General features: G+C 35.4%; 22 protein-coding genes. 20 read left to right on the top strand and 2 right to left on the bottom strand.

Annotated elements, in window-relative coordinates; translation table 11 throughout:
* Nucleotides 1-288: 288 nt before the first annotated feature.
* A complete protein-coding gene (locus tag ACEPXG_RS15220; RefSeq protein ID WP_391204156.1) occupies nt 289-1,191 on the bottom strand; it encodes an acetamidase/formamidase family protein in 903 nt (300 codons plus the stop codon).
* Between the two features lie 200 nt (nt 1,192-1,391).
* On the opposite strand from ACEPXG_RS15220, the gene ACEPXG_RS15215 reads away from it, so the two are divergent.
* From ACEPXG_RS15215 to ACEPXG_RS15120, 20 genes are all read left to right on the top strand, one after another.
* Nucleotides 1,392-2,996: an ABC transporter substrate-binding protein gene (locus ACEPXG_RS15215; protein WP_391204153.1), complete on the top strand. Its 1,605-nt coding sequence runs from the start codon at nt 1,392-1,394 to the stop codon at nt 2,994-2,996.
* A gap of 108 nt (nt 2,997-3,104) precedes the next feature.
* The gene (locus ACEPXG_RS15210) at nt 3,105-3,902 is read left to right on the top strand and encodes a sensor histidine kinase (protein WP_391204150.1); all 798 of its coding nucleotides are present in this window, start codon (nt 3,105-3,107) and stop codon (nt 3,900-3,902) included.
* Complete coding sequence (locus tag ACEPXG_RS15205; protein ID WP_391204147.1) at nt 3,883-4,938, top strand: response regulator transcription factor; 1,056 nt, start codon at nt 3,883-3,885, stop codon at nt 4,936-4,938. The genes ACEPXG_RS15210 and ACEPXG_RS15205 overlap by 20 nt, the downstream gene beginning before the upstream one ends.
* Nucleotides 4,939-4,944: 6 nt before the next feature.
* Nucleotides 4,945-6,078, top strand: coding sequence for a hypothetical protein (locus tag ACEPXG_RS15200; protein ID WP_391204145.1), 1,134 nt, complete (start codon nt 4,945-4,947; stop codon nt 6,076-6,078).
* Between the two features lie 136 nt (nt 6,079-6,214).
* Nucleotides 6,215-7,159 (top strand): ABC transporter permease, encoded by a 945-nt coding sequence (locus ACEPXG_RS15195; RefSeq protein WP_391209946.1) that lies wholly within the window; start codon nt 6,215-6,217, stop codon nt 7,157-7,159.
* Between the two features lie 23 nt (nt 7,160-7,182).
* Nucleotides 7,183-8,067 (top strand): ABC transporter permease, encoded by an 885-nt coding sequence (locus ACEPXG_RS15190; protein ID WP_391204142.1) that lies wholly within the window; start codon nt 7,183-7,185, stop codon nt 8,065-8,067.
* A gap of 28 nt (nt 8,068-8,095) precedes the next feature.
* Complete coding sequence (locus ACEPXG_RS15185; RefSeq protein WP_391204139.1) at nt 8,096-9,088, top strand: ABC transporter ATP-binding protein; 993 nt, start codon at nt 8,096-8,098, stop codon at nt 9,086-9,088.
* Nucleotides 9,085-10,053 carry an ABC transporter ATP-binding protein gene (locus tag ACEPXG_RS15180; RefSeq protein ID WP_391204136.1) on the top strand — a complete coding sequence of 323 codons (969 nt, stop codon included), beginning with the start codon at nt 9,085-9,087 and terminating at the stop codon, nt 10,051-10,053. The genes ACEPXG_RS15185 and ACEPXG_RS15180 overlap by 4 nt, the downstream gene beginning before the upstream one ends.
* Before the next feature lie 12 nt (nt 10,054-10,065).
* Nucleotides 10,066-11,151: a BPL-N domain-containing protein gene (locus ACEPXG_RS15175; RefSeq protein WP_391204133.1), complete on the top strand. Its 1,086-nt coding sequence runs from the start codon at nt 10,066-10,068 to the stop codon at nt 11,149-11,151.
* A 2-nt stretch (nt 11,152-11,153) separates the two neighbouring features.
* Nucleotides 11,154-12,068 (top strand): acetamidase/formamidase family protein, encoded by a 915-nt coding sequence (locus tag ACEPXG_RS15170; RefSeq protein WP_391204130.1) that lies wholly within the window; start codon nt 11,154-11,156, stop codon nt 12,066-12,068.
* Nucleotides 12,065-13,120 (top strand): M42 family metallopeptidase, encoded by a 1,056-nt coding sequence (locus tag ACEPXG_RS15165; protein ID WP_391204127.1) that lies wholly within the window; start codon nt 12,065-12,067, stop codon nt 13,118-13,120. Before ACEPXG_RS15170 ends, ACEPXG_RS15165 begins: the two co-directional genes overlap by 4 nt.
* Nucleotides 13,121-13,233: 113 nt before the next feature.
* On the top strand, nt 13,234-13,797 hold the full coding sequence (locus ACEPXG_RS15160) for a thioredoxin family protein (RefSeq protein ID WP_391204123.1): 564 nt from the start codon (nt 13,234-13,236) through the stop codon (nt 13,795-13,797).
* 125 nt (nt 13,798-13,922) lie between these two features.
* The gene (locus ACEPXG_RS15155) at nt 13,923-14,834 is read left to right on the top strand and encodes a diacylglycerol kinase (RefSeq protein WP_391204120.1); all 912 of its coding nucleotides are present in this window, start codon (nt 13,923-13,925) and stop codon (nt 14,832-14,834) included.
* Nucleotides 14,835-15,105: 271 nt separating this feature from the next.
* Nucleotides 15,106-16,452, top strand: a complete 1,347-nt coding sequence (locus ACEPXG_RS15150; protein WP_391204117.1) for a cytochrome ubiquinol oxidase subunit I — start codon at nt 15,106-15,108, stop codon at nt 16,450-16,452.
* Nucleotides 16,449-17,474: a cytochrome d ubiquinol oxidase subunit II gene (locus ACEPXG_RS15145; RefSeq protein WP_391204114.1), complete on the top strand. Its 1,026-nt coding sequence runs from the start codon at nt 16,449-16,451 to the stop codon at nt 17,472-17,474. The genes ACEPXG_RS15150 and ACEPXG_RS15145 overlap by 4 nt, the downstream gene beginning before the upstream one ends.
* A gap of 11 nt (nt 17,475-17,485) precedes the next feature.
* Nucleotides 17,486-17,581, top strand: coding sequence for a cytochrome bd oxidase small subunit CydS (cydS, locus tag ACEPXG_RS15140; protein WP_391204112.1), 96 nt, complete (start codon nt 17,486-17,488; stop codon nt 17,579-17,581).
* A 217-nt stretch (nt 17,582-17,798) separates the two neighbouring features.
* Complete coding sequence (locus ACEPXG_RS15135) at nt 17,799-18,500, top strand: YjjG family noncanonical pyrimidine nucleotidase (protein ID WP_391209944.1); 702 nt, start codon at nt 17,799-17,801, stop codon at nt 18,498-18,500.
* A 142-nt stretch (nt 18,501-18,642) separates the two neighbouring features.
* Nucleotides 18,643-19,380 (top strand): GTP pyrophosphokinase family protein, encoded by a 738-nt coding sequence (locus ACEPXG_RS15130; RefSeq protein WP_391204109.1) that lies wholly within the window; start codon nt 18,643-18,645, stop codon nt 19,378-19,380.
* 110 nt (nt 19,381-19,490) lie between these two features.
* On the top strand, nt 19,491-20,852 hold the full coding sequence (gene rlmD / locus ACEPXG_RS15125; protein WP_391204106.1) for a 23S rRNA (uracil(1939)-C(5))-methyltransferase RlmD: 1,362 nt from the start codon (nt 19,491-19,493) through the stop codon (nt 20,850-20,852).
* A 72-nt stretch (nt 20,853-20,924) separates the two neighbouring features.
* Nucleotides 20,925-21,239: a hypothetical protein gene (locus ACEPXG_RS15120; RefSeq protein WP_391204103.1), complete on the top strand. Its 315-nt coding sequence runs from the start codon at nt 20,925-20,927 to the stop codon at nt 21,237-21,239.
* A gap of 62 nt (nt 21,240-21,301) precedes the next feature.
* Here ACEPXG_RS15120 and ACEPXG_RS15115 read toward each other — a convergent pair whose 3' ends face one another.
* Complete coding sequence (locus ACEPXG_RS15115; RefSeq protein ID WP_391204101.1) at nt 21,302-23,344, bottom strand: S9 family peptidase; 2,043 nt, start codon at nt 23,342-23,344, stop codon at nt 21,302-21,304.
* Between the last annotated feature and the right edge of the window lie 197 nt (nt 23,345-23,541).

Raw genomic sequence — 23,541 nt, 5'->3', positions numbered from 1 at the left:
AAGAAGAACAATAAAAAATGACTTCCAGATTTAAAATGGAAGTCATCTATTTAATTTTGAATCATATTTTTAATGGGCACAAACTATCGTTGGATCGGAAAATACAAATCATATTCTTAATTGAGGTATACCAAATTCAAAAGATTTTGTAAAAAATGGTTTAACGAGACCAATGGTTTTCCGAAAGTTACAAATGACAAGTAAAACACGACCAATCAATGCACGAACACGTTAAATGTGAATTTTTATAGCTACTGTATCATACCCTACCGTTTAACATCGTAACTATTAGTCAATCAGTCTTGGCATATTTTCAAGCTTTGGCATTCTAAACCTTGCAATTACATCAACTGGAGAAGGCTTGCAGCATTGACACATTTGAACGTCTCCTGCAACTGACATTAATAAGTAAGCATCCGTGCGGCTTAAGTTCCACTTATCTACTAACAAATCTTGCATATCTTCACAAGCAATTTGAATCGCTCGATTAGTGTCTGTATGAGAAGCTATTGTATACCAAGCATCTTTGTTTTCTAATATGGGTCTGTTAATCGTAGTGTTGGGAAGAGTAGAAATAGTAGTTTCAACCTCACCTGAGATTTCTACACCAGTTCCGCAAATTTCTCCATCACCCATGGAAGCATGAATGTCTCCTAACCCAAATAGAGCACCTTCTACATTTATTGGTAAATAAACTTTAGAACCTTTTGTGATAACATGATTATCGATATTACCTCCATGATCACCAGGTAATCCGCATGGAACTTCTTCGCTCGCTGGAGCACATCCAATTACACCTATCATTGGTTTTGCATCAAATGAGATATCGTCATTAAAATGAATTTTGATGTCATTCTCTACCTTCACAATTTTTGTTTTTGTTTCTGCCCTATGAATGAGAACTCCAATTTCGGGTAGGGTGCTTATAACACCCCAATTACGGACTTTTATATCATGTATTTCTACTTTTAATGTTTGACCAGGTGATGCACCTTCAATATAAACTGGACCAGTGGCTGGATTTACTTTAGAAAAATCGATGGTAGTAATAAGATGTTCATCGGACTGAATTTGGTTTGTAAAGCAATCGAAGGTTTGAAATAGAACATTCTCTCCAGATTGGATATGCAAAACAGGCTTATGATCTTTATTGAAACTATAAACGGATTGTTCTCGTTTTAAATAATGCATGGAAAGCCTCCTAAAGTAAGTTGTTGAGAAACACTTTAGAATATGAATAAATATAAGTCAATATGTTTTTTGAATTTTTGGAATTTATAATGTTTTATTGGTTATTTTTTTAAGATTTTATGATTCATTATTTAAACTTTCATTCTATTAGAATTGTCATAATAAATTAAGTCAGAAAATTTAAAAAAGGAGGAATTGATTTGAGAAAAACGAAGGCCATACTGATTATGTTCGTATTATTACTATCATTTGTCATAGCAGCATGTTCAGATGAGACCAAAAGTTCCACAAGCAGTAAAACAGGAGGCGGGGATAATACACTTAATTTCGCACTTTCAGGTGATATTGTATCATTAGATCCTGCATTCTCTTATGATTTTACAACGAATCCTGTAGTTACACAGATTACTGAGGGGTTACTATATTTTGATGCGGAAGGACAAATACAACCTTTGCTTGCTGAAAGTTGGGAGAATCCTGATCCAAAAACATATATTTATAAGATAAGAAAAGATGTGAAATTTTCAGATGGAACACCAATGACTGTAGAGGATGTTCTATTTTCAATGGAACGTATTAAAGACCCAGCTACAGCATCCTACGTTGGTTGGATGTATGCTAACGTTGATAAAATAGAACAAACCGAAGATTGGACAATTAAAGTAACTTTAAAGCAACCAGATACTTTATGGCGTTATGTGCTAGCTACTACTGGTGGTCATGTTGTAAGTAAGACTTACTATGAATCACATAAAGCTAATTTTGGAAAGCCTGATGGCGGAGTTATGGGGACAGGACCATTTGAGTATGTTGAATGGAAAACTGGATCTGAAATCTCATTAAAGAAAAATGAAAACTACTGGGATAAATCAGGTGGTCCTTATTTAGATAAAGTAGTTTTTAAAGTATTACCAGAAGGAACTACCACTGTAACAGGTTTAAAAACAGGCCAAGTTACAGCAACTATAGGTTTACCATTAGATTTAATTCCAGTTGTTCAAGAAATGGATAATGTGCAAATAGATATGGTAGATAGTTGGTTGAATGACTTTGTCGTAATGAATATGGACAGACCACCATTTGATGATATTAATGTACGCAAAGCAATGAACTATGCTTTAGATAAACAAAAAATTCTGGATGAAATCGTAAAAGATTCAGGTTCTCCTGCAAAAGCTGTTCCAATTGCACCAGCGACTTGGGTGTTTGAAAAAGATGCATGGCAAGCAGCTTATGACAAACTTCCAGACTACTCTTTTGATTTAGAAAAAGCAAAAGAATATCTAGCAAAATCTAGTGTTCCAAATGGTTTCGGCGCAACAATTTTAACAGAAGGAAATACTTTAAAGCTTAATACAGCACTTGCTTTACAAGCTGCAGTTAAACCTTTAGGGATTAACCTTGAAATTGAAAAAGCTACAAGTGAAGAGGTTAACACAAGAGCATTTAGTGGTGAACGTGATTATGATATATTAATGCAATCATGGGGAGCAGATTTCCCAGACCCGGTAGGGAATTTACAACCAGTATTCCACTCTAATAATCGAGGGGATGGCGGCTCAAACTTTGCCAATTATAGTAATAGTCAAGTAGATCAATATTTAGATAAACAAAGTGTTTTAACTGATGATAAAATTCGGACTGAGTTAATGATAAAAGCGGAAACTATTATTGCAGAAGACACGCCGTGGATAATGATTGACCATCCTAAACAAATTTTAGCCTCGAATAAAAATCTAGAAGGTTATAATATTACAGGCCTTTGGTATTGGGATTCATTCACCAAAAATATGAAATTCAAATAAAAGGAAGACGAGGATTTTTCTCGTCCCTTTTATTTTTATAGTTCTTATTTGTTTTCTAGGTTATAATGAACTATATTTTCTGAATATTCAAAAGGTGTTGATTACAAGATGGTTTTAACTCAACCAATGTTTACTTTTCTTATAGTTTTTGGAATTGTTGGTGGTGTAGTAAGCTTAACTACTATTGTTTCTCTTCTCATTTTTCAAAATGAACATGAGTTTTTAGTTATTGAAAAGAAAAAAACAGAGCTAGAAAATTTATTGAAAGAAGCACAACTTAGTAATTTAGCTTCTCAAATTCATCCTCATTTCCTTTTTAATTCTTTAAACGCAATTACATCTTTGATTCGTTTAAATCGAAACGATGATGCTGAAGAATCGATTTTTGCAATCTCTTCACTATTGAGATATACCATTCAAGATTCTCAGCAGTTGGTCAAGTTAAAGGAGGAAATTGAAAGTGCTCAAATGTATTTGAAAATTCAAAAACTTAGGTTTGGAAATCGATTGGATTGGAATATCGAATATACGGAAAAATTAGAGGAAGTAACAATTCCTATGCTTACAATACAACCACTTGTAGAAAATGCTTGTAAGTATGGAATTGAGCCTAAAGTAAAGGGAGGTAATATCAACATTCAAATTGAAGAAGTAGATAAAGTAATTCACATCACTATTCAGGACAATGGTATTGGAATGTCAGAGACCACTTTAAATGAATTTAATCAATGGAAAGAAAATAAAATGGAATCTAATCTACTTGGAATCGGGATTAAGAATACTTATCAACGTATTAAGCATTATTATGGGGAACGAGGAGATTTTTCCATAAAAAGCTCAACTGAAGGGACAATATGTTTAATCACATTAAAGGAGGATATTTCATTTGAAAATACTTTTAGCTGATGACGAGCCATTAGAGTTATTAAGTTTGATGAAGCTATTAGAAGACGGTGGAGAATTTGATTTAGTGTGTGCACAAAATGGTTTGGAAGCTATTAATCAATTAGAGAGGAACGATGTAGATATAGCCTTTCTTGATATTCAAATGCCTGGATTAAATGGTCTTGATGTACTCAAAGAGATTCAAGTAAAGTGGCCAAAAACAATCGTTTCTATTGTATCCGCATTTAGTGAATTTAAGTATGCAAAACAAGCACTGGAACTAGGGGCTATTTGTTATTTATTAAAACCCTTTTCGGTGGATGAATTTAATAAAACTTTATTGAAAATGAAAAGAGTTTATAAAAAGCAACTAAATTTAGATTATTTTGTAATACAATCGATTATCGAACGGGATATTTTTGGTGAAGGTGTAGTTTCTTCTGATGAGAAGTTTAAACACTTTAAATTTTCTCCAGAAATAGTCCTTTTGCTAAAGAAAAGTGAGTTTGACAGTACAGAACAATTGAAACGGGACTTGAGTGTTTATAATGTGTTAATTGCACCACAGCCAATTGGAGATTTTCAAGTATTACTTACAAATAATGAAGATTTAGAGTCAGTTAAAGAGATATTAGTCCAATATAATTTAGAAAGGTCTCAACAAATATATTTCGGTATTGGCAAGGGTAATACTATTAAAATAGCGTATAGTAATGCTTTAAAAGATTACTATGAGCAAAATAAAACTGTATTCACTCAATTCATGAGATACATGCAGGAAAACTATAACAAAGATTTGACGGTTTCTAAAGTAGCAAGAAATGTTCATGTGAGCTCATCTCATTTGAATCGTTTATTAAAAAAAGAGTACGGTATGACCTTTACAGAAATTTTGTTAAATGTACGAATAAATAAAGCAAAAGAACTCCTATTAAAAAATTTCAATGTTGAAATAGTTTCTGATATGGTTGGATTTAATAGTTCTGCTTATTTTTCTGTTTGCTTCAAAAAATTGACGGGTGTTTCTCCGAGCCATTTTAAAAAAGAAACTGGGTGATAAGTATTGGGTACAAAAATAATTAACCTACTTATTCCTTCTATAACACCCGTTATGTTTTTTTTAGCGGCACAGGTTGCATACGATTTTGGTGTAGCTGGTCTAATGGGATTTTCTATTATGTTGGCAATTTCATTTTATGTAATATATTTATTAAAAAACAGAAAAGCATATAGAATGAATGATCCTTTATTGAAAAAGTTAGTTTACTCTTTATATTTTATCGAGACATCATTAAGTATTTTCCTAGTTGGGAAAATTATTATAAGCGAAGCGGCTACTCAATATTTTCAAGTTATCATTATCATTCTCATGTTAGTGGCAACTATCTTTGTATTATTTCTAAGAAAGTTTGAGGAAAAATGGATATCAACAAGTACTATTATTTTGGGGTTAATAGTCTCATTTCTTATACCAACACTTGTCTATTTAAGGGTGAGTATTCCAACAGTATATTCTGGTCTACATTTTCTTTCTAGAGATATATTAACAATAAATTTAAATGAATCAATTTTCTTAATACTGGGATTTGGAATTGTTTTTGTAGCACATCAATATGGTTACCTTATCGTGTATGAAGATGTAAAAGTAGGGTATAAACCGAGATCGTATATTATTGCAGGACTTATTTCGGCCAATGTATTGATAGCTTTTGGTTCCATTTCTTTTTTAGGGAGAGCTCAAGCTGTATTACCAGATTTAAGTGATAGAGTAAGCATGCAAGTGATGAGTAGGTTTGGTGGTCAATTTGGTCAATTATTGTTTGTTAGCACTTCAATCTTCATCTCCATTTACGTTGTTACACGTCTATGGAAGACTATGCAAAATGAGTCATCCTACCATAGGTCAATGTCCTTTTTTTATTATCTACTCTTTCCGCTAATAATAGTTATTTTTTGGAATTTAACATTGATTGACATATTTTTATTTTTCGGATTAATTTGGGGACCATTATATTCAGTAATTATTTGGCCAAGTGAAAGTAGTGTAAAAACAAGAATTTCATTTATTGCGGGGCTAGTTTTAAGTATTGTTTTTTTCTTGTTGTATGACGTGATTATAGGAATACTAGTAGGAACAATTAGTTCTATACTCTTTATGAGACTATTGATGTTAAATATGTATTTTAAGAAAGCATAAGGACTATTCCTTATGCTTTTTAATTTTAATGAAATATTGAAGAAAAATTGATTGAAAATTTAAAATAGTGTTCTGGTTAAAACGGTAAAATAATAATTAACATAAAACTTATTTATATAAATGATAAAAAAGGATGGTGGGTACGTTGTTTTCATACATTATTAGACGACTATTAGTTTTATTACCGGTATTGTTCTTAGTTTCTATTTTGGTATTTGGAATGTCACATATAAGTTCGACAGACCCTGCATTAGTTATGGTAGGAGGAAAACAAACTTCTCCAGAGGTACTTGAGAACATAAGAGAAAAATATCATCTGAATGACCCCGTTTGGAAGCAATATATGATTTGGATAGGAAATGCGGTGCAAGGTGATTTAGGAGAAAGCTTTAAAATGAAACAATCAGTTTCAGGAATGATTGCTGACCGCTTACCATTGACCTTGCAACTTGTTGGAATGAGCGCATTATTTACAATCATATTAGCGATACCCTTAGGAATTCTTGCAGCAGTAAAGAAAAATACTTGGGTAGACTATTTAACTTCTCTAATTTCTTTAGGAGGAGTATCCTCCCCTGTTTTCTTTACAGGTGTATTATTAGTTCTCTTATTTTCGTATAAGCTTGATATTTTACCCGCATTTGGGACAGGAGATTCGTTTATGGGGAACTTTAAATACTTAATATTGCCATCTATGGCACTTGGTTTGAATATGTTGGCTTTGAGCTCAAGGATTACAAGAAGTGGAATGATTGAAGTATTAAATACAAATTATATTCAAACGGCCATTGCAAAAGGGATTCCTAAACGCGTCATTATATTAAAGCATGCTTTTAAAAATGCACTAATCCCACTTTTAACAGTTACCGGTTTACAGCTCGGTTTCTTAATAGTAGGAACTGTCTTAGTAGAGTATACTTTTGGACTCGGAGGAATCGGAAGCTTAATTGTTAACGGAGTACAAGCGAGTGATTATCCAGTTGTTCAAGGAACGACTCTGTTTATGGTAACGGTATTTTTATTAATTAATTTAATTGTAGATTTGCTTTATGCAGTCGTTGATCCAAGAATACGTTACTAAAACGATTATCGGAGGTGAAAAGGATGACACATGTAGGAAGTATAGGTAGAAAACCTTTTATAAAATCTAAAAAGTCAAGTGTGTTTAAGTCTTCCTTCTTCAAAAATTATCTCGCAGTTGCAGGAGGAATCATACTTGCTGTTATTGTTTTACTTGCAGTATTTGCTCCTTTATTTGCACCTCATGAGCCAAATGCTCAAGATTTATCCATGTCTTTACAATCTGCTTCTAGTGACCATATTTTTGGGACAGATAAACAAGGAAGAGATATTTTTAGTAGAGTTTTATTTGGCGCAAGAACTACTTTATTAGGCGCAGTTTTAGTTGTAGGAATTTCATCAGCAATAGGAGTTCCTCTTGGATTAATTGCTGGATATTACGGAGGAAGAATTGATAATTTAATTACTCGTATCTTTGATGTAATCCTTGCCTTTCCAGCTCTATTATTAGCTTTTATTATTGTAGCGGTATTTGGAAAAGGACTAGAGAATGCGGTCATTGCACTTGGAATTGTTTATATTCCAATGATTGCCCGGCTTGTCAGATCTGTAACATTGGTTGAGAAGGAGCAGACATATGTAGAAGCAGCAAAAAACTTGGGTTTCTCTAATTTTCGAATCATTTTTAGACATATATTACCGAACTGTGTTTCTCCAATTGTTGTGCAAGCAACTATCGATCTTGCATATGCAATTCTTGATTTAGCGGCGATGAGCTTCCTTGGACTTGGTGTTCAGCCACCTACAGCAGACTGGGGTGCAATGTTAGAAGAAGGACGTGAATATTTACTTATTTCACCAAATACAGCACTTGCTTCAGGCTTCGCTATTATGATTACCGTAATTTCTTTTAACCTATTCGGTGACGGACTTCAACAACATTTTGATCCAAAACAAAGAAAAGTGTAAAACCAGTGATAGATTGGAGGAATTCAAAATGAACAAATTATTAGAAGTAAAAAACCTTTCAACCAAATTTAAAACAGATCGTGGGATAGCACACGCGGTTAGATATGTAAACTTTTCGATTGATATAGGTGAAACAATGGGACTTGTTGGGGAAAGTGGTAGTGGGAAAAGTGTTACAGCTAAATCTATTCTTCGATTAGTTGATACGACAAGAAGTACTATTTCTGGTGAAATTCTTTTAGAGGATTCTAATTTACTAGTAATAAAAGAAAAAGAAATGCAAAAAATTAGAGGAAATAGTGTATCAATGATTTTCCAAGATCCAATGACCTCCCTTAATCCCTTATTCACAGTAGGTGATCAAGTGGCAGAAGTATTTCGATATCATAAAAAAATGAAAAAAAGTGATGCAAAAAAAGAAACGATAAAGCTTTTGGAACTAGTAGGTATTCCTTCTCCTGAAAAAAGATATATACAGTATCCGCATGAATTTAGTGGGGGAATGCTGCAACGTATTATGATAGCAATTGCCCTTGCTTGTAGACCAAAGCTACTAATTGCGGATGAACCGACTACTGCATTAGATGTTACTATTCAAGCACAAATTTTACGGTTAATAAAAAAACTACAAAAAGAGTTTTCAATGGGAGTACTAATGATTACCCATGATTTAGGTGTTGTTGCGGAAGTATGCGATAAGGTGTCAGTTATGTATGCGGGAGAGATTGTAGAGAGTGGCAATGTACAAACAATATTCAAATCACCTATGCATCCGTATACTCGTGGGTTAATGGAATCGATTCCTAAATTAGGAGAAAAAGCTAAGATGCTTAATCCAATAGAAGGTTCACCTCCTGACTTACATAAAGACATTACAGGATGCCCATTTGCAGAACGGTGTAAAAACAAGACAGATTTCTGTTCATTGGAAGCACCTAAACTGAGAAAACTAGACGATGGCCATTTAGTATCTTGCCACTACGCTGAAAAGCTATTAGAGGAAAGGGTGGTTAATGTATGACAAATATACTATTGAAAGTAGAAAATCTAGAAAAGTACTTTCCAACAGGTAAGCGCAGTTTCTTTGGAAAACAGGAGCAAGTTCTAAAAGCCGTCGACAACGTTTCATTTGAAATAAAAGAAGGAGAAATCTTTGGACTTGTTGGGGAGAGTGGATGTGGGAAGTCTACGCTAGGGCGCTGTATTACTCGAATTATAGATTCAACTGCAGGGAGTATTACTTTTGACGGAGAAAACATTACAGAAGCCGATGCAACTAGATTAAAGGCATTACGAAGACAAATGCAAATGGTTTTTCAAAACCCTCATTCTTCGCTGAATCCCAGAATGACGATTAGACAAGCATTTTCTGAAATTCTAAAGGTTCATGGACTAGCAAAAGGAAAAGAAACAGAAAGAATGGAAGAACTTCTTGAAAAAGTTGGACTTCCAAGTAATGCTTTAGATCGTCATCCTCATGAATTTAGTGGGGGGCAGTTGCAAAGAATTGTTATTGCTCGTGCACTTTTAGTAGAACCTCAATTTATCATGGCAGATGAACCCGTTTCTGCGTTAGACGTTTCAGTACAAGCACAGATTTTAAATTTATTAGTAAAGTTAAAAGAGGAGTTATCTCTTACGATACTCTTTGTTGCACATGACTTAAGTGTAGTGGAACATGTGAGCGATCGAGTTGCTGTAATGTATTTAGGGGAAATTGTTGAGATGGCTGACGTAGAACAGTTGTATAAAAATACGCTACATCCTTATACAAAAGCGCTAATGGCAGCAATTCCAATTCCTGATCCAAATGCAAATAGAGTAGATTTAATTTTGGAAGGAGATTTACCAAGTCCTATTGATTTACCAGAAGGGTGTCGTTTTGCCAGTCGTTGTGTGTCTTGCATGGAAGTTTGTAAAAAAATTAGCCCTTCTTTAAAGGAAATAAACTTAGGGCATTATGTCGCTTGTCATTTATATGAATGAGGAGGGGAAGTAGTGTACAAAATTTTACCTATGACAAGATTAGGATTAGCAACAATTCAACAAAACAGATCCAAAGTTATCAAAAAGGTAAATGAGTTGTTATATAATGATGAACTTGTATTTCGAGTGGAAGAAAAGATTAGATGTACTACAGAAAAATTTCCAGAGGGCCACTTGCTATTTCCAGGGAGTATTGTTGTATCATGCGAAACTTTACTAGAAAAATGTCAAACAGATTTAACGAACGAGGATATCACATCTTTTCTTTCACGACTAAGTTTAGTAAAAAGAATTGCTTTTTTTGATGGGCTCAATTGTGGAACGTTTTGTTCAGATCCATTTTATCTGTTTTTTCAAACATTTGGACTAAAAGTAGATAGAATTTCTGACGCAGATATCAGAAATGGAATATTAAACGAATATGAATTGTTAATCGTTCCAGGGGGTCCTGACGCTGGGGAGTCATACTATGAAGGCCTTGGAGAAAAAGGATATGAAGAAATCCGTGAGTTTGTAAGAAAAGGTGGTAAGTATTTAGGTTCTTGTGCTGGAAGTTATTTTCCACTCAGAGCTGAACCGAATACAATTCCATCAGATGTTTGGTTAAATATGATTCCAGCAACAGATTTACATGGACTCGATTATTGGCGTACAGGTACTGGTTTCGTACGAGTAGAATTTGAAGACGTAACGCATCCAGTTGCATTAAATGTCGCAATGGGGAATCCGAGTACGATTGATATGATTTATTGGGAAGGACCTGCGTTTGAATTATTGGAAGGTGCGGATATACATGTCATTGCAAGATATAAGGACTTCATTGCATCTGGGAAATCTCTCCCATCTTGGAGTTTAGAAAACAATGAAATAGCAGAGAACGCAATGAAATGGGCTAATCCTTTAACTTCGGAAAGATTTGATGAGCACTTAAAAGGATACCCAGCAATCATTGAAGCAACGTACGGAAAAGGACATATGGTTCTGTTTTCTCCACATGCAGAGTTCGGAACATGTGGTACTGATCATTCAATGGATGAAAACCCAAATTTTCTACTTTTGATGAATAGCATTTATTATCTTTCAGGAAGAGGAGAATGAATATGGAAACGTTAACTTGTGAATCAGGAATTATTTACGAATTTAATAAAAAGAATAATTACACGAAAAAGGTTACATCTGGATCCACACTGCGGATAGAAACTTACGATTGTTTTAAAAATCAAATTCAATCGGAAGAAACAGTAGTAGAAGAAATTGATTGGAATGAGATTAATCCAGCAACTGGTCCAATTTACGTGGAGGGTTCGGTTCCAGGAGATATTTTAAAAGTAAAAATTGAAAAAATCGAAATAGGAAATAAAGGGGTAATGGTAGTTGGTCCAAATTTAGGAGTGATGGGACATCGTATAGAGAAGATGTCCGCAAAAATTCTTCCTATAGTAGATGGTAATATCATATTTAATGAGATTAAAATTCCTTTGAATAAAATGATAGGAGTAATTGGAGTAGCGCCAGCTGGTGAAGGTGTAAACTGTGGGACTCCGGGAGCCCATGGTGGCAATATGGATAACAAAATGATTACTGAAGGTTCAACATTATACTTTCCGGTATTTGCCGATGGTGCACTTTTTAGTTTAGGTGATTTTCATGCTGCCATGGGAGATGGGGAAGTAAGTGTTTCCGGTGTAGAGGTACCTGGAGCTGCTACAGTTACATTGGAAGTGATTAAAGGAGAAACACTTCACCATCCAATGCTAGAAAATGATGAAGTGTTTACACAAATTGTATCTGCTCCAACATTAGATGAGGCAACAAAAATTGCAATAGAAGAAATGATTCAAAGAATAGTAGAGAAATCGAGATTATCTATAGAGGAAACTACTATGTTAATGAGCGCAGTTGGTCAAATTGAAATTTGCCAAATTGTAGATCCATTAATGACAGTACGTTTTGTCGTTCCAAAATGGTTATTACAGCAAATGAACGTAATTCTTATTGAAGGAGAGAAAGGATGACATCATTAAAGCGTTATTTAAAAGAGTTAAATGACTTAGTTGCTGTTTCAGGTGAAGAAGATGAAGTTGCTAACTATATAAAAAAAGAATTTGAAAATACTTCTTTACAATCCTTCGCAGATGGTTTGGGTAATCTCACGTATATTAAAAAAGGACAAAGTGGAAGCCTAAGCCTTTTATTAGCTGCACATATGGATGAAATCGGCTTTATCGTTACATATATAGATAACGATGGATTCGTCTATATTGGTCCAATTGGTGATCATGATGATCGAATGGCAATAAACCAAGTGCTTCAAATAAATACAGAAAAAGGGATAGTGAAAGGTGTAACTGGTACAAAACCTGCACATGTATTAACTTCTAGTGATATGCAAAAAGCGATAATGTTGAAAGACATCTTCTTAGATGTTGGAACTTCATCTAAAGAAGGCACAGAGAATCTTGGAGTTGAAATTGGTGACTATATTACTTTTGATAGAGAAGGACAGTTTTTAAATGGTGGACCAATTTTCACGGGAAAAGCCGTAGATAATCGCTCAGGTTGCGCAATACTTATTGAAGTGATGAAAAGAATTGAGCATTTAGATATCCAACCTACAGTTTATGGAACTGCTACAGTTCAAGAAGAAACAGGAATCCGTGGAGCAGCACCAGTTGGATATACTGTTCAGCCGACAATCGCACTAGCTATTGATGTAACACTTGCAGGTGGTTTACCGGGACATGAAAAGCAAGAATTACCTGTTTACCTAGGCAAAGGCGCTGCTATAAAGTTTTATGATGAAGGTATTTCGGTTCCGAAAAAGTTATCTCGTAAACTTGTGGAAACAGCAAAAAAGTATAATATACCATATCAGCGAGAAGTTCTTCTTAAAGGTGCTACAGATGCTAGGGCGATTAGTGTCTCTGGAAACGGAGTCATGACTGGTGCAATCTCAATTCCTTCTAAATATATTCATTCGGGAGTAGGTTGTGTTCATATTGATGATATGGAGAATGTAGTGGAATTAATCGTTCGTTTTATCGAAGAAATGACGGAAAGTTTATAAACAGAACAAGCGCACGTTCGTAAATCGAGCTTGCGCTTGTTTTTGTGTACAACAACTTATTTGAAATACCTTTCTGAACACAGTATACTTAGTAAAAAAGGAGGTTTCTCAAAATGCCTACTGAACAACAATATTTTGAAAAAGCTAAATCACTTACACAATATATGGATGATATGACAACAAAAAAAGAAGAATCTTTTAATATATATAATCAGTTCGAAGTGCCTGCGGATGATGAATTTATTGCCGTATTAAAAGAATCTGCACCACATATACTAGTTATAACAGAAGACTGGTGCGGTGATGCGATGCTGAATAATGCTATTCTTCGTAAAATTGCAGAAGCTGCTGGAATCGAGGTACGTGCTGTATATCGTGATGAAAATGTGGATTTAATCGATCAATATTTAACGAACGGTGGTCGCTCCATTCCGGTTTATTTATTGATAAATAACAATGGAGAAGTTATTGGCAAATGGGGGCCTCGTGCAGAAAAAGTGCAACAATTCGTTTCAGAAGGTCGAGAACAGCTGCCTTCTAAAGAAGACCCTAGTTTTGAAGAATTGCAAAAAGCATTTTATCAACAAATGACGAAAGAGTTAATCGATAACAAAGATTTTCATTTAGCCGTATACGAAGATATCCGAAATAACTGGCTACAAGCACTTCAAAATTAAATGATGGAAAACTAAATGAAAAAGAGTCGGCATCAGTCGGCTCTTTTAGTAATGGAATGAAACTTTCAAAAAAAAATTAGTCACTATGTAATAAAAGAAATGGTGAAGTAGAAAGGGAAATCTATATGAAACGTGCACGAATCATATATAATCCAACTTCCGGTAGAGAACTTTTTAAAAAGAATTTACCAGAAGTATTGGAGGCTTTAGAAATTGCGGGTTTTGAAACATCTTGCCATGCGACAACATGTGAAGGTGATGCTACGGTTGCCGCGAAGAAAGCAGTCCAAAATGGTTTCGACTTAATCATTGCTGCAGGGGGAGACGGAACATTAAACGAGGTTGTTGCGGGTATAAGTGAATTTGATAAACGACCTAAAGTTGGTCTAATTCCAATGGGAACGACGAATGATTTTGCTAGAGCAGTTCATATTCCTAGAGATATCCAAAAAGCTGTGGAAATCATTATAAAAGGAGATACAATTCCAGTCGATGTTGGACTTGTAAATGATCGTTATTTTATTAATATTGCAGGTGGAGGAAGAATCACTGAAATTACCTATGAAGTACCTAGTAAGTTAAAAACAATGCTAGGGCAGCTTGCATATTACTTGAAAGGGATTGAAATGCTTCCATCTATCAATGCAACAAAAGTAAAAATTGAATATGATGATGAAGTATTTGAAGATGAAGCGATGATGTTTTTAGTCGGACTAACCAATTCAGTAGGAGGCTTTGAAAAGCTTTCACCAAGTTCAAGTATTAATGATGGGAAGTTTACATTATTAATTTTGAAAAAATGTAATATCGCTGATTTTATTCGGCTTGCGTCGTTAGCTATTCGTGGTGAACATTTAAATGACCCACATGTTATTTCAAAAAAAGCAAAACATATTCGAGTTACTTCAGAAGACAAAGTACAACTGAATCTAGACGGTGAATACGGTGGAAATATTCCAGCTACCTTTCAGAATTTATACAGACATATAGAGGTTTTTGTACCAATCGATGAAATTCGAGAAGAGGACAGACCGTAAAAATTAACCCAGCATTCCTCCGTGATTGCTGGTTTTTTTAGTACTTTATACTAACCATACATATTTGTCACATTAACCCATGGAAATGTTGGAAATAAGACAAGGATCGTTATTTTAAAGATTCTATTTTAGGGTAATATAGAGGCAAGGGGAGTGGAGCACATGTATAAAAAACAAGAAAAGTACTTAATGTGGCTTGCTTTTATTGTTGCAGGAATAATGTTGTTATCGATTATCGGAAGAGTATTTGGAAGCTAAGGAGGAATGAAGCGTGGGAAACACAGAAGCAGTGTTTTTTAGTCGTGTATTAACTGAGTTGACCTTATCTTTTCATATTATTTACGCAACCATTGGCGTAGGCGTTCCGCTAATGATCATGATTGCCCAGTGGGTAGGAATTAAAAAGAATGATGAGCATTATATATTACTTGCAAGACGTTTAGCTCGTGGCTTTGTTATTACCGTAGCTGTTGGCGTTGTAACTGGAACGGCAATTGGTTTGCAACTATCTCTATTATGGCCGAATTTCATGCAATTAGCGGGAAATGTTATAGCACTTCCTTTGTTTATGGAGACGTTTGCATTTTTCTTTGAAGCAATTTTCTTAGGTATTTATCTATATACTTGGGATCGTTTTGAAAATCAAAAGAAGCATTTATTATTACTTATCCCAGTTGCAATTGGCGCTTCTGCATCCGCGGTATTCATTACAATCGTAAATGCATTTATGAATGCACCTCAAGGGTTTGACGTATTAGATGGCGAGCTTATTAATATCCAACCTTTAGTTGCTATGATGAATCCGGCAATGCCAACAAAGGTTGCGCATGTACTTGTTACGGCTTATATGACAAGTGCCTTTGTTCTGGCCGCAATAGCAGCATTTCGATTACTGAAAGGTTCCAACCATATTTATCATAAGAAATCTTTATTTTTAATGATGAAATTAGGGCTTGTTTTTGCTATTGCAACAGCAATTATCGGAGATTTTTCAGGTAAGTATTTAGCGGAATATCAACCTGAAAAACTAGCAGCAGCAGAGTGGCATTTTGAAACACAAGAAGGGGCACCGCTTGTATTATTAGGAATATTAGATGGGAAAGAAATAAAATATGCTTTTAAGGTTCCTTATGCGCTTAGTATTTTAGCGCATGATAATCCGTTTTCAGAAGTAACCGGACTGAATGATTTCCCAGAAGACGAAGTTCCACCACTTTACATTCACTATATGTTTGATGGAATGGTCATGATTGGTATGTTTTTGTTATTCCTATCCATTGTTTATGTGTTTGGTAAAGTGAAGAAATTTAAGTTCGTCTCCTCAAGATGGCTTCTTTGGGTTGTTGTCATGGGAGGACCACTCTCGGTGCTCGCTATAGAGCTTGGATGGTGGCTTGCAGAGGTTGGGCGACAGCCATGGATTTTAAGAGGATTTATGCGTACATCAGAAGGAGCAACGACAAGTGAACATGTAGATATAATGTTAGTTCTATTTGCGGGTTTATATCTTGTATTGGGGGTAGGAAGTATCGTAGTGCTGCGTAGAATGTTCCGAAATAATCCAGTTGAACAAGAACTGGAAGATCGACATGCTGAAAAGGGCGGTGATTTCTCATGACACTTGAGATTGTTGGTATTTCCGTATTATGGCTTTTCTTATTCGGTTATTTAATCATCGCCTCCGTTGACTTTGGAGCAGGCTTTTTTAATGCTTATAGCTTGTTAACGGGAAGACAACATATTTTGACAAACGTTATCCAACGTTATTTATCTCCAGTTTGGGAAGTAACGAACGTCTTTTTAGTATTTTTCTTTGTCGGAGTGATTGGATTCTTTCCAAAAACGGCGTTTTATTATGGAACTACATTATTAGTCCCAGCAAGTATTGCGATAATTTTATTGGCTATTCGTGGTTCGTATTACGCTTTTGAAACGTATGGTTCTCGTGGGCATAAAGGATATTCGTTTATGTATGGTTTAGCAGGATTGTTTATACCTGCATCACTTTCTATCGTATTGACCATTTCAGAAGGCGGCTTTGTATCCATGATAGACGGTCAGCCTGTACTAGACTATTGGGGACTTTTCACCAATCCATTAACTTGGAGTATTGTAGTTCTGAGTGTGGCTGCTGTTTTGTATATCTCCGCTGTATTTTTAACCTGGTATGCGGACAAAGCAGGTGATTCGAAGGCAACTAGTTTAATGAGGAAATATGCGCTCATCTGGGCTTTGCCACTTATGATTACAGCTACAGGAATTATTGTAGAATTACGAGATCATAATGCAGAACACTTTAACCGTATGATTGACTTTTGGTGGTTATTTGGAATATCGGCTCTTATGTTCATCGGTACCGTATGGTTTGTTTGGAAACGAGAGAAGTACGGTCTAGCACTTAGCTTATTAATCGGACAGTTTGCGTTGGCATTTTTCGCTTATGGTATTTCGCACTATCCATATTTACTGTATCCACACTTAACTCTTTATGATGGATTTACAAATCCAACGATGGCCATTTCCTTAATTATTGCTTTCATCGCAGGGCTTGGGTTATTAATTCCTTCCCTTTATTTATTGCTAAGACTATTCTTGTTCAATAAAGACTATGTTAGTGGAAAAAGAGACAATCACGTATAAGGAGGAGCAACATGACAAATTTTCTTATTTTTTATGCACCATTTATCGTTGTCATTGCCTCGATAGTAGTAGCATTTTGGGTAGCGCCGAAGGATAAATCGGTTTGAGGTGTCCCTGTGTTAGAAATAATCCCACACTATTCTGACAATTGACTACAATTCAAGATGCTTGAGAACCAATAATACCTTCTACACTTGAATGTATAAAGTGTAGGAGGTATTTGTATTTACAGTGGTGAAGACTGGATACACATAAAGGGAGCCTGCATTTTTCTTAAATATGATAAAATAGGGAAAGAATATGTTAAGAGAGTTGGAATTTACAATGAAATACGATGTTTTATTATTTGATTTGGATGATACATTACTTGATTTTGGGATGACTGAACTCAATGCACTTCAACATACATTTGGGGAATATGGTCTTCCTAACGGTGTAAAGGATTATTTAGAAAGTTATAAAGCGATTAGTAAAGTGCTTTGGGATGATTTAGAGCAAGGCCGTACCACTATGGTAGACCTGAAAGCGGAGCGGTTTAAAAGACTATTTTTAGAAGTAGCACTCGATGTAGATGCGGCTGCTTTTGGTCAAAAGTATATTGAAAACTTAGGAAAAGAAGTTCATATGATTGACGGGGTAGATGAAATGTTTGCCAGTCTTTCTGGTAGCCGATTTGCTTTACTCACAAACGGCTTTAAAGAGGCACAGTATGGGAGGGTAAATGGATCATCACTTAAAGGTATGTTTGAGGCCATTATTACTTCAGAGGAAACAGGATTTCAAAAACCCCAGTCCCAAATATTTGAATATGCGCTTAATAAATTGAACATAACAGATCCTTCTCGCGTATTAATGATTGGAGACTCGCTAACATCCGATATCCAAGGTGGGAACAATTTTGGACTGGACACTTGTTGGTTTAATCCGCATTTAAAGGAAAATACGTCCGGAATTCAACCAACTTACGAAATTCAAGCATGGAATCAATTAATGGAAATCGTTCGTCCGCACCTAATGGAAGTATAATAACAAAGTGATTGTGAAGGTAAATAGCGGTTCCTTTCCTTAAAATACTTGTATTATCCTATTTACAAGCTTCGTTATTTTTGTTTAGTGAAAGTAAATTTGGTATGATTTCTTCATGTACAAATTGAAGGAGCGCTTATATATGATTTCAGAACAAATTGAACAGTTTCAACATATGAAAAAGAATATGACACGTCTAATGCTCATGTATAAATTTGCATTAGCTGAATTAGAAACAAAGATTGAGATTCTTCAAGAAGAATTTTTAATGATTCACGATTATAATCCAATTGAACATATAAACTCGAGATTGAAGGCGCCAGAAAGTATATTGAGTAAACTTAATCGAAAAGGAAAGGGTATTTCAGTAGAAAGCATACGTGAAAATGTGAGAGATATTGCGGGAATGCGCGTTATTTGTTCGTTTATCTCTGATATTTATCAAATTTTTGAAATGCTAGAAAGCCAAAGTGATCTGAAAATATTAGAAGTAAAGGATTATATTCAGCATCCGAAGAACAATGGTTATAAAAGTTTGCACCTTCTAATAGAAATTCCTGTTTTTATGACTGATTGTAAGGAACTTGTGACCGTGGAGGTTCAAATTCGTACAATTGCAATGGACTTTTGGGCAAGCCTTGAACATAAAATCTTTTATAAATATGATCAGTTCGTACCTGAAAGATTGTTAATAGAGCTAAAAGAAGCGGCAGATTCCGCATTTGCGTTGGACCAAAAGATGGAGAGACTTCACAATGAAGTGAAAATAATTAAAAATGAAAATAAATATGAAACGGTCGATGAACTTACGAAGTTAATGATTAAAAACCAACATGGAACTATTCCAACAGCTTTCTTGGAAATGCTAGATAAAGTGTAAAACAGACGTCACAACGGCGTCTGTTTTACACTTTTTAAAGGATGCTTTATTCCAATATGGCATTCATCTTTGGTATAATGGAGCAATCAAAACTAGAACGGAGAAATAAAGTGAATACACCAGTAACCAAAAATGATCGAATCACAGTTCATATAGAAGACTTAACGCATGACGGAGCAGGGGTTGCAAAAGTCGATGGATATCCACTATTCATATCAGGTGGTCTGCCAAATGAAACAGCAGAAATCCATGTGTTAAAAACATTAAAAAACTATGGCTTTGCAAAATTAATAAATATTGTAGAGGCATCGCCATTTCGAGTAAAAGCACCATGTCCCGTATTCTCAGAATGTGGAGGCTGCCAACTGCAACATATGACACATGAGGGGCAGCTTGTTTGGAAAGAAAATATGGTGCAGAATGTCTTGAAAAGAATCGGAAAAATCGATGCACCTGTTTTACCGATTAAGGGAATGGAGAAACCATGGGAATATCGCAATAAATCACAAATCCCATTCGATTTAGAAAATGGACAAGTAATAGCTGGTTTTTATCAATCAAAATCGCATCGAATTGCAGATACAAATACTTGTTTAATTCAATCCGATTCGGCCGATCGATTGCTACGTGCTGTGAAAGAAAAAGCACTAGAGCTAGATTTAGTCCCATATAATGAAGAAACGAGAAAAGGCCAATTACGTCATCTTGTCGTTCGTAAAGCTCGTAAAACAGGGGAAGTAATGGTTGTTTTAGTAACCAAACATCCGAAGTTATCGAAAAAAGATGCTATAATTGATTTCATTCAAACAATTGAACCAAATGTAACGTCTATTATTCAAAACGTGAACAATCGCAATACGAATGTTATTTTTGGAGACGAAACAAATGTACTTTGGGGCAAAGCGGTTATTGAAGATCAAATAGGGGATGTACGTTTTGAAATATCTGCTCGTTCATTCTATCAAGTAAATCCAGAACAAACGGAAGTACTATATAAGCAAGCACTCGATTACGCACAGCTCTCAGGAGATGAAAACGTAATCGATGCATATTGTGGAATTGGCACGATCTCTTTATTCTTAGCACAAAAAGCAAAACAAGTGTTAGGCGTGGAAATCGTCCCGCAGGCAATAGAAGATGCAAAACGAAATGCAGAATTGAATGGTTTCACAAATACGTATTTTGAGGCAGGACCTGCAGAAGAAGTTATTCCAAAATGGTATAAAGAAGGCAAGTTGGCGGATGTATTAGTAGTCGATCCACCTAGAAAAGGTTGTGACGAAGCATTGCTAAATACAATAATCGAGCAACGTCCAAAGCGAGTGGTTTATGTATCTTGTAACCCAGCAACGCTTGCCCGTGATTTAAGAATTTTAGAAGATGGCGGGTATAAAACGGTGGAAGTACAGCCAGTGGATATGTTTCCGCAGACGACGCACTGTGAAGCGGTCGCTTGGTTAGAGTTAGTATAAATACTAAGAACGGATTCTTAATAAAGGAATTCGTTCTTTTTTATAGAAATGATAGTTAAGGAGGGGATGCTAATGAGTGCAGAGAGAGTTTGGGGAAGGTTAATGGAGGAAGCGAATGAACAGCCACTTCAGTTAAAAACAAAGACAGGATTAAATTTCAATTTAATTTCAGATGATGAATTTTTAATTGTGAAAAACTCAGAACTTGCACCATCTACAAAACTAAAAATGCAACGTAAAATTCAAAAAGAGAACTTCATTAAGGTGTATCCTTATTTTGAACGTAAGAAATCTAATGAGTTTGGTTTAAGTAAAGAAATTCTAAAAATCACTGTAAATTCTGTGTACATTTTTGATGCCATCGAATATGCACTTCATCCCGATTAAATAAAGCATAACAAAACGCATCCTCACGAATAAAGATGCGTTTTGTTATGCTGACCAAAAGGCTAAAAACCAAACTTACTCAAAATAAACGAGTAACACTCGGCGAGTTCACGCAACTGGTTGAAACGACCGGATGCGCCGAAGTGGCCTGCACCCATGTTTGTTTTTAAAACAAGTGTGTTGTCATCTGATTTTAATTCGCGCAGGCGAGCCACCCATTTCGCTGGCTCCCAATAACCGACACGCGGGTCATTTAAGCCTGTCGTTATATACATATTAGGGTACGGCTTAGCTTCTACATTGTCATACGGACTATAAGATTTCATGTAGAAATAATCGGCCTCGTTTTGCGGGTTACCCCATTCATCCCATTCTAAAGTTGTTAATGGAATCGAATCATCTAGCATCGTTGTCAAAATATCGACAAACGGTACTTCTGGAACAATTACTTTAAAACGATTGCCCGCCATATTAGATACGGCACCTACTAACAATCCACCAGCACTTCCACCTCGAGCTGCGATGATTTCGGTTGTTGTAAAGCCTTGCTCGATTAAATAATTCGCTGCATCGATAAAGTCCGTAAAACTATTGCGTTTTTTCTGCATTTTGCCGTTAAAATACCACGTACGCCCTAGCTCTGAACCACCACGCACTTGCGCAATCGCTATTATCACACCTTTATCAAGCAGCGGTAGACGATAAGCGCTAAAAAATGGATCGCTACTATACCCATATGAGCCGTAAGCATTTAAAATAAGTGGCGCTGGACCATTGTCGAGCGCATTTTTTTTATAGTGAAGAAGTATTGGAACATTTACACCGTCAGCTGCTTTTGCCCAAACTTGCTGCTGCACGTATTGCTCACGGTCGTAGTCACCTGTAACAGATGCCTCTTGCAATACTTCCTTTTCCCCTGATTCAATATCGATTCGTATTGTCGTTTTCGGTGTTAAAAATGATTGGTATTGAACTAAAACTTCTGAAGCTTCATAGTCTTGATATGGAACAAGTGATACCGAATAAATTACTTCATCCCAATCTAACTGAATAAGAGAATCACCCTTGATACGCCAAACTTGCTCTAACCCATTTTCGCGACCCGTAACATAAACATGGTGTTTAAATGGATAAATATTTTCGATAAAACGATTCTCGTCGTACGGAACAACAGCCGTCCGTTCATTGAAGTTATCCAATGGGCAACGATGTAACGTGAAGTTCAATGCATTTTCATTCGTTAATAGTAAAAGTTCGGCTTCCCAATGCTCTACATCGTATTCGATGCCTTTGCGGCGTGCTTCAAATAACTGAGGTGCTAATAACGGCTCATCCGCATCAATAATTTGCACTTCTGTTGTCATCGTTGATTTCGAAACTACGAAAATAAAACGATTACTTTTTGATTTTTTAATAAATAAATTAAACGTTACGTTCGTTTCTTCAAATAAAAGCTCATCGGACGTATATTTAGTACCAATTTCATGACGCCAAACTTGATATGGACGCTGTAATTCATTAAGCTTCACATAAAAAATATATCGTCCGCAGTTACTCCATTCAACGCTACTGTATATATAAACGTTTGGAATTGTATCTTCTAACAGCTCACCCGTATGCAAATCTTTCGCAAATAACGTATAGTTATCTGTTCCGTTGCGGTTTTCTAAATAGGCAACATAGCGGTGATCTTTAGAATAACGCTGCTCAGTAACGCTTAAATAGTCATGACCTTTAGCAAGTTCATTTTCATTTATTGTAATTTCTTCCTCAGAAGATGCTAATGCTGCACGATTTTCTGCGCGTTTACGTGCGAAAATGGGATATTGTTTTTCTTTTTCTAGACGATAGTAATAATAATAAGGCCCTTTTTGAATGGGGACTTGACTTTCTGAGGCGGGTACACGTGCCACCATTGCTTCATATAGTTCAGTTGTTAAACTTTCCAAGGGCTTCATGACCTCATCATAATAGCTGTTTTCGTGCTCTAAATAAGCGATGACTTCTGGATTTGATTTATCTTTCATCCAATAATATTCATCATGTCGAACGTCCCCGTGCAGTTCGAATGTATGAAGATTATGCTTTGCAATTAGTTTATTCAAATTCAATTCTCCTCCCTGTATATAAATATAATTTCGATATGTTTACTTAAATTCCTCTAAAAATACATTTGTAATCTATAAATAATATTTCTACACACCTTAAATTACATTGCTAATACTTGGGTGAATCCTCTAATAAAACACAAAAAGAAGGGATAAAAATTCTTTATTTAATATAGATACAGGTTGATGTTCAG

The sequence above is a fragment of the Psychrobacillus sp. L4 genome (assembly GCF_042944905.1).
Taxonomy (GTDB): Bacteria; Bacillota; Bacilli; order Bacillales_A; family Planococcaceae; genus Psychrobacillus.
The sequence above is the reverse complement of the archived record's forward strand: the minus strand, read 5'-3'. Positions and strand labels throughout refer to the sequence as shown.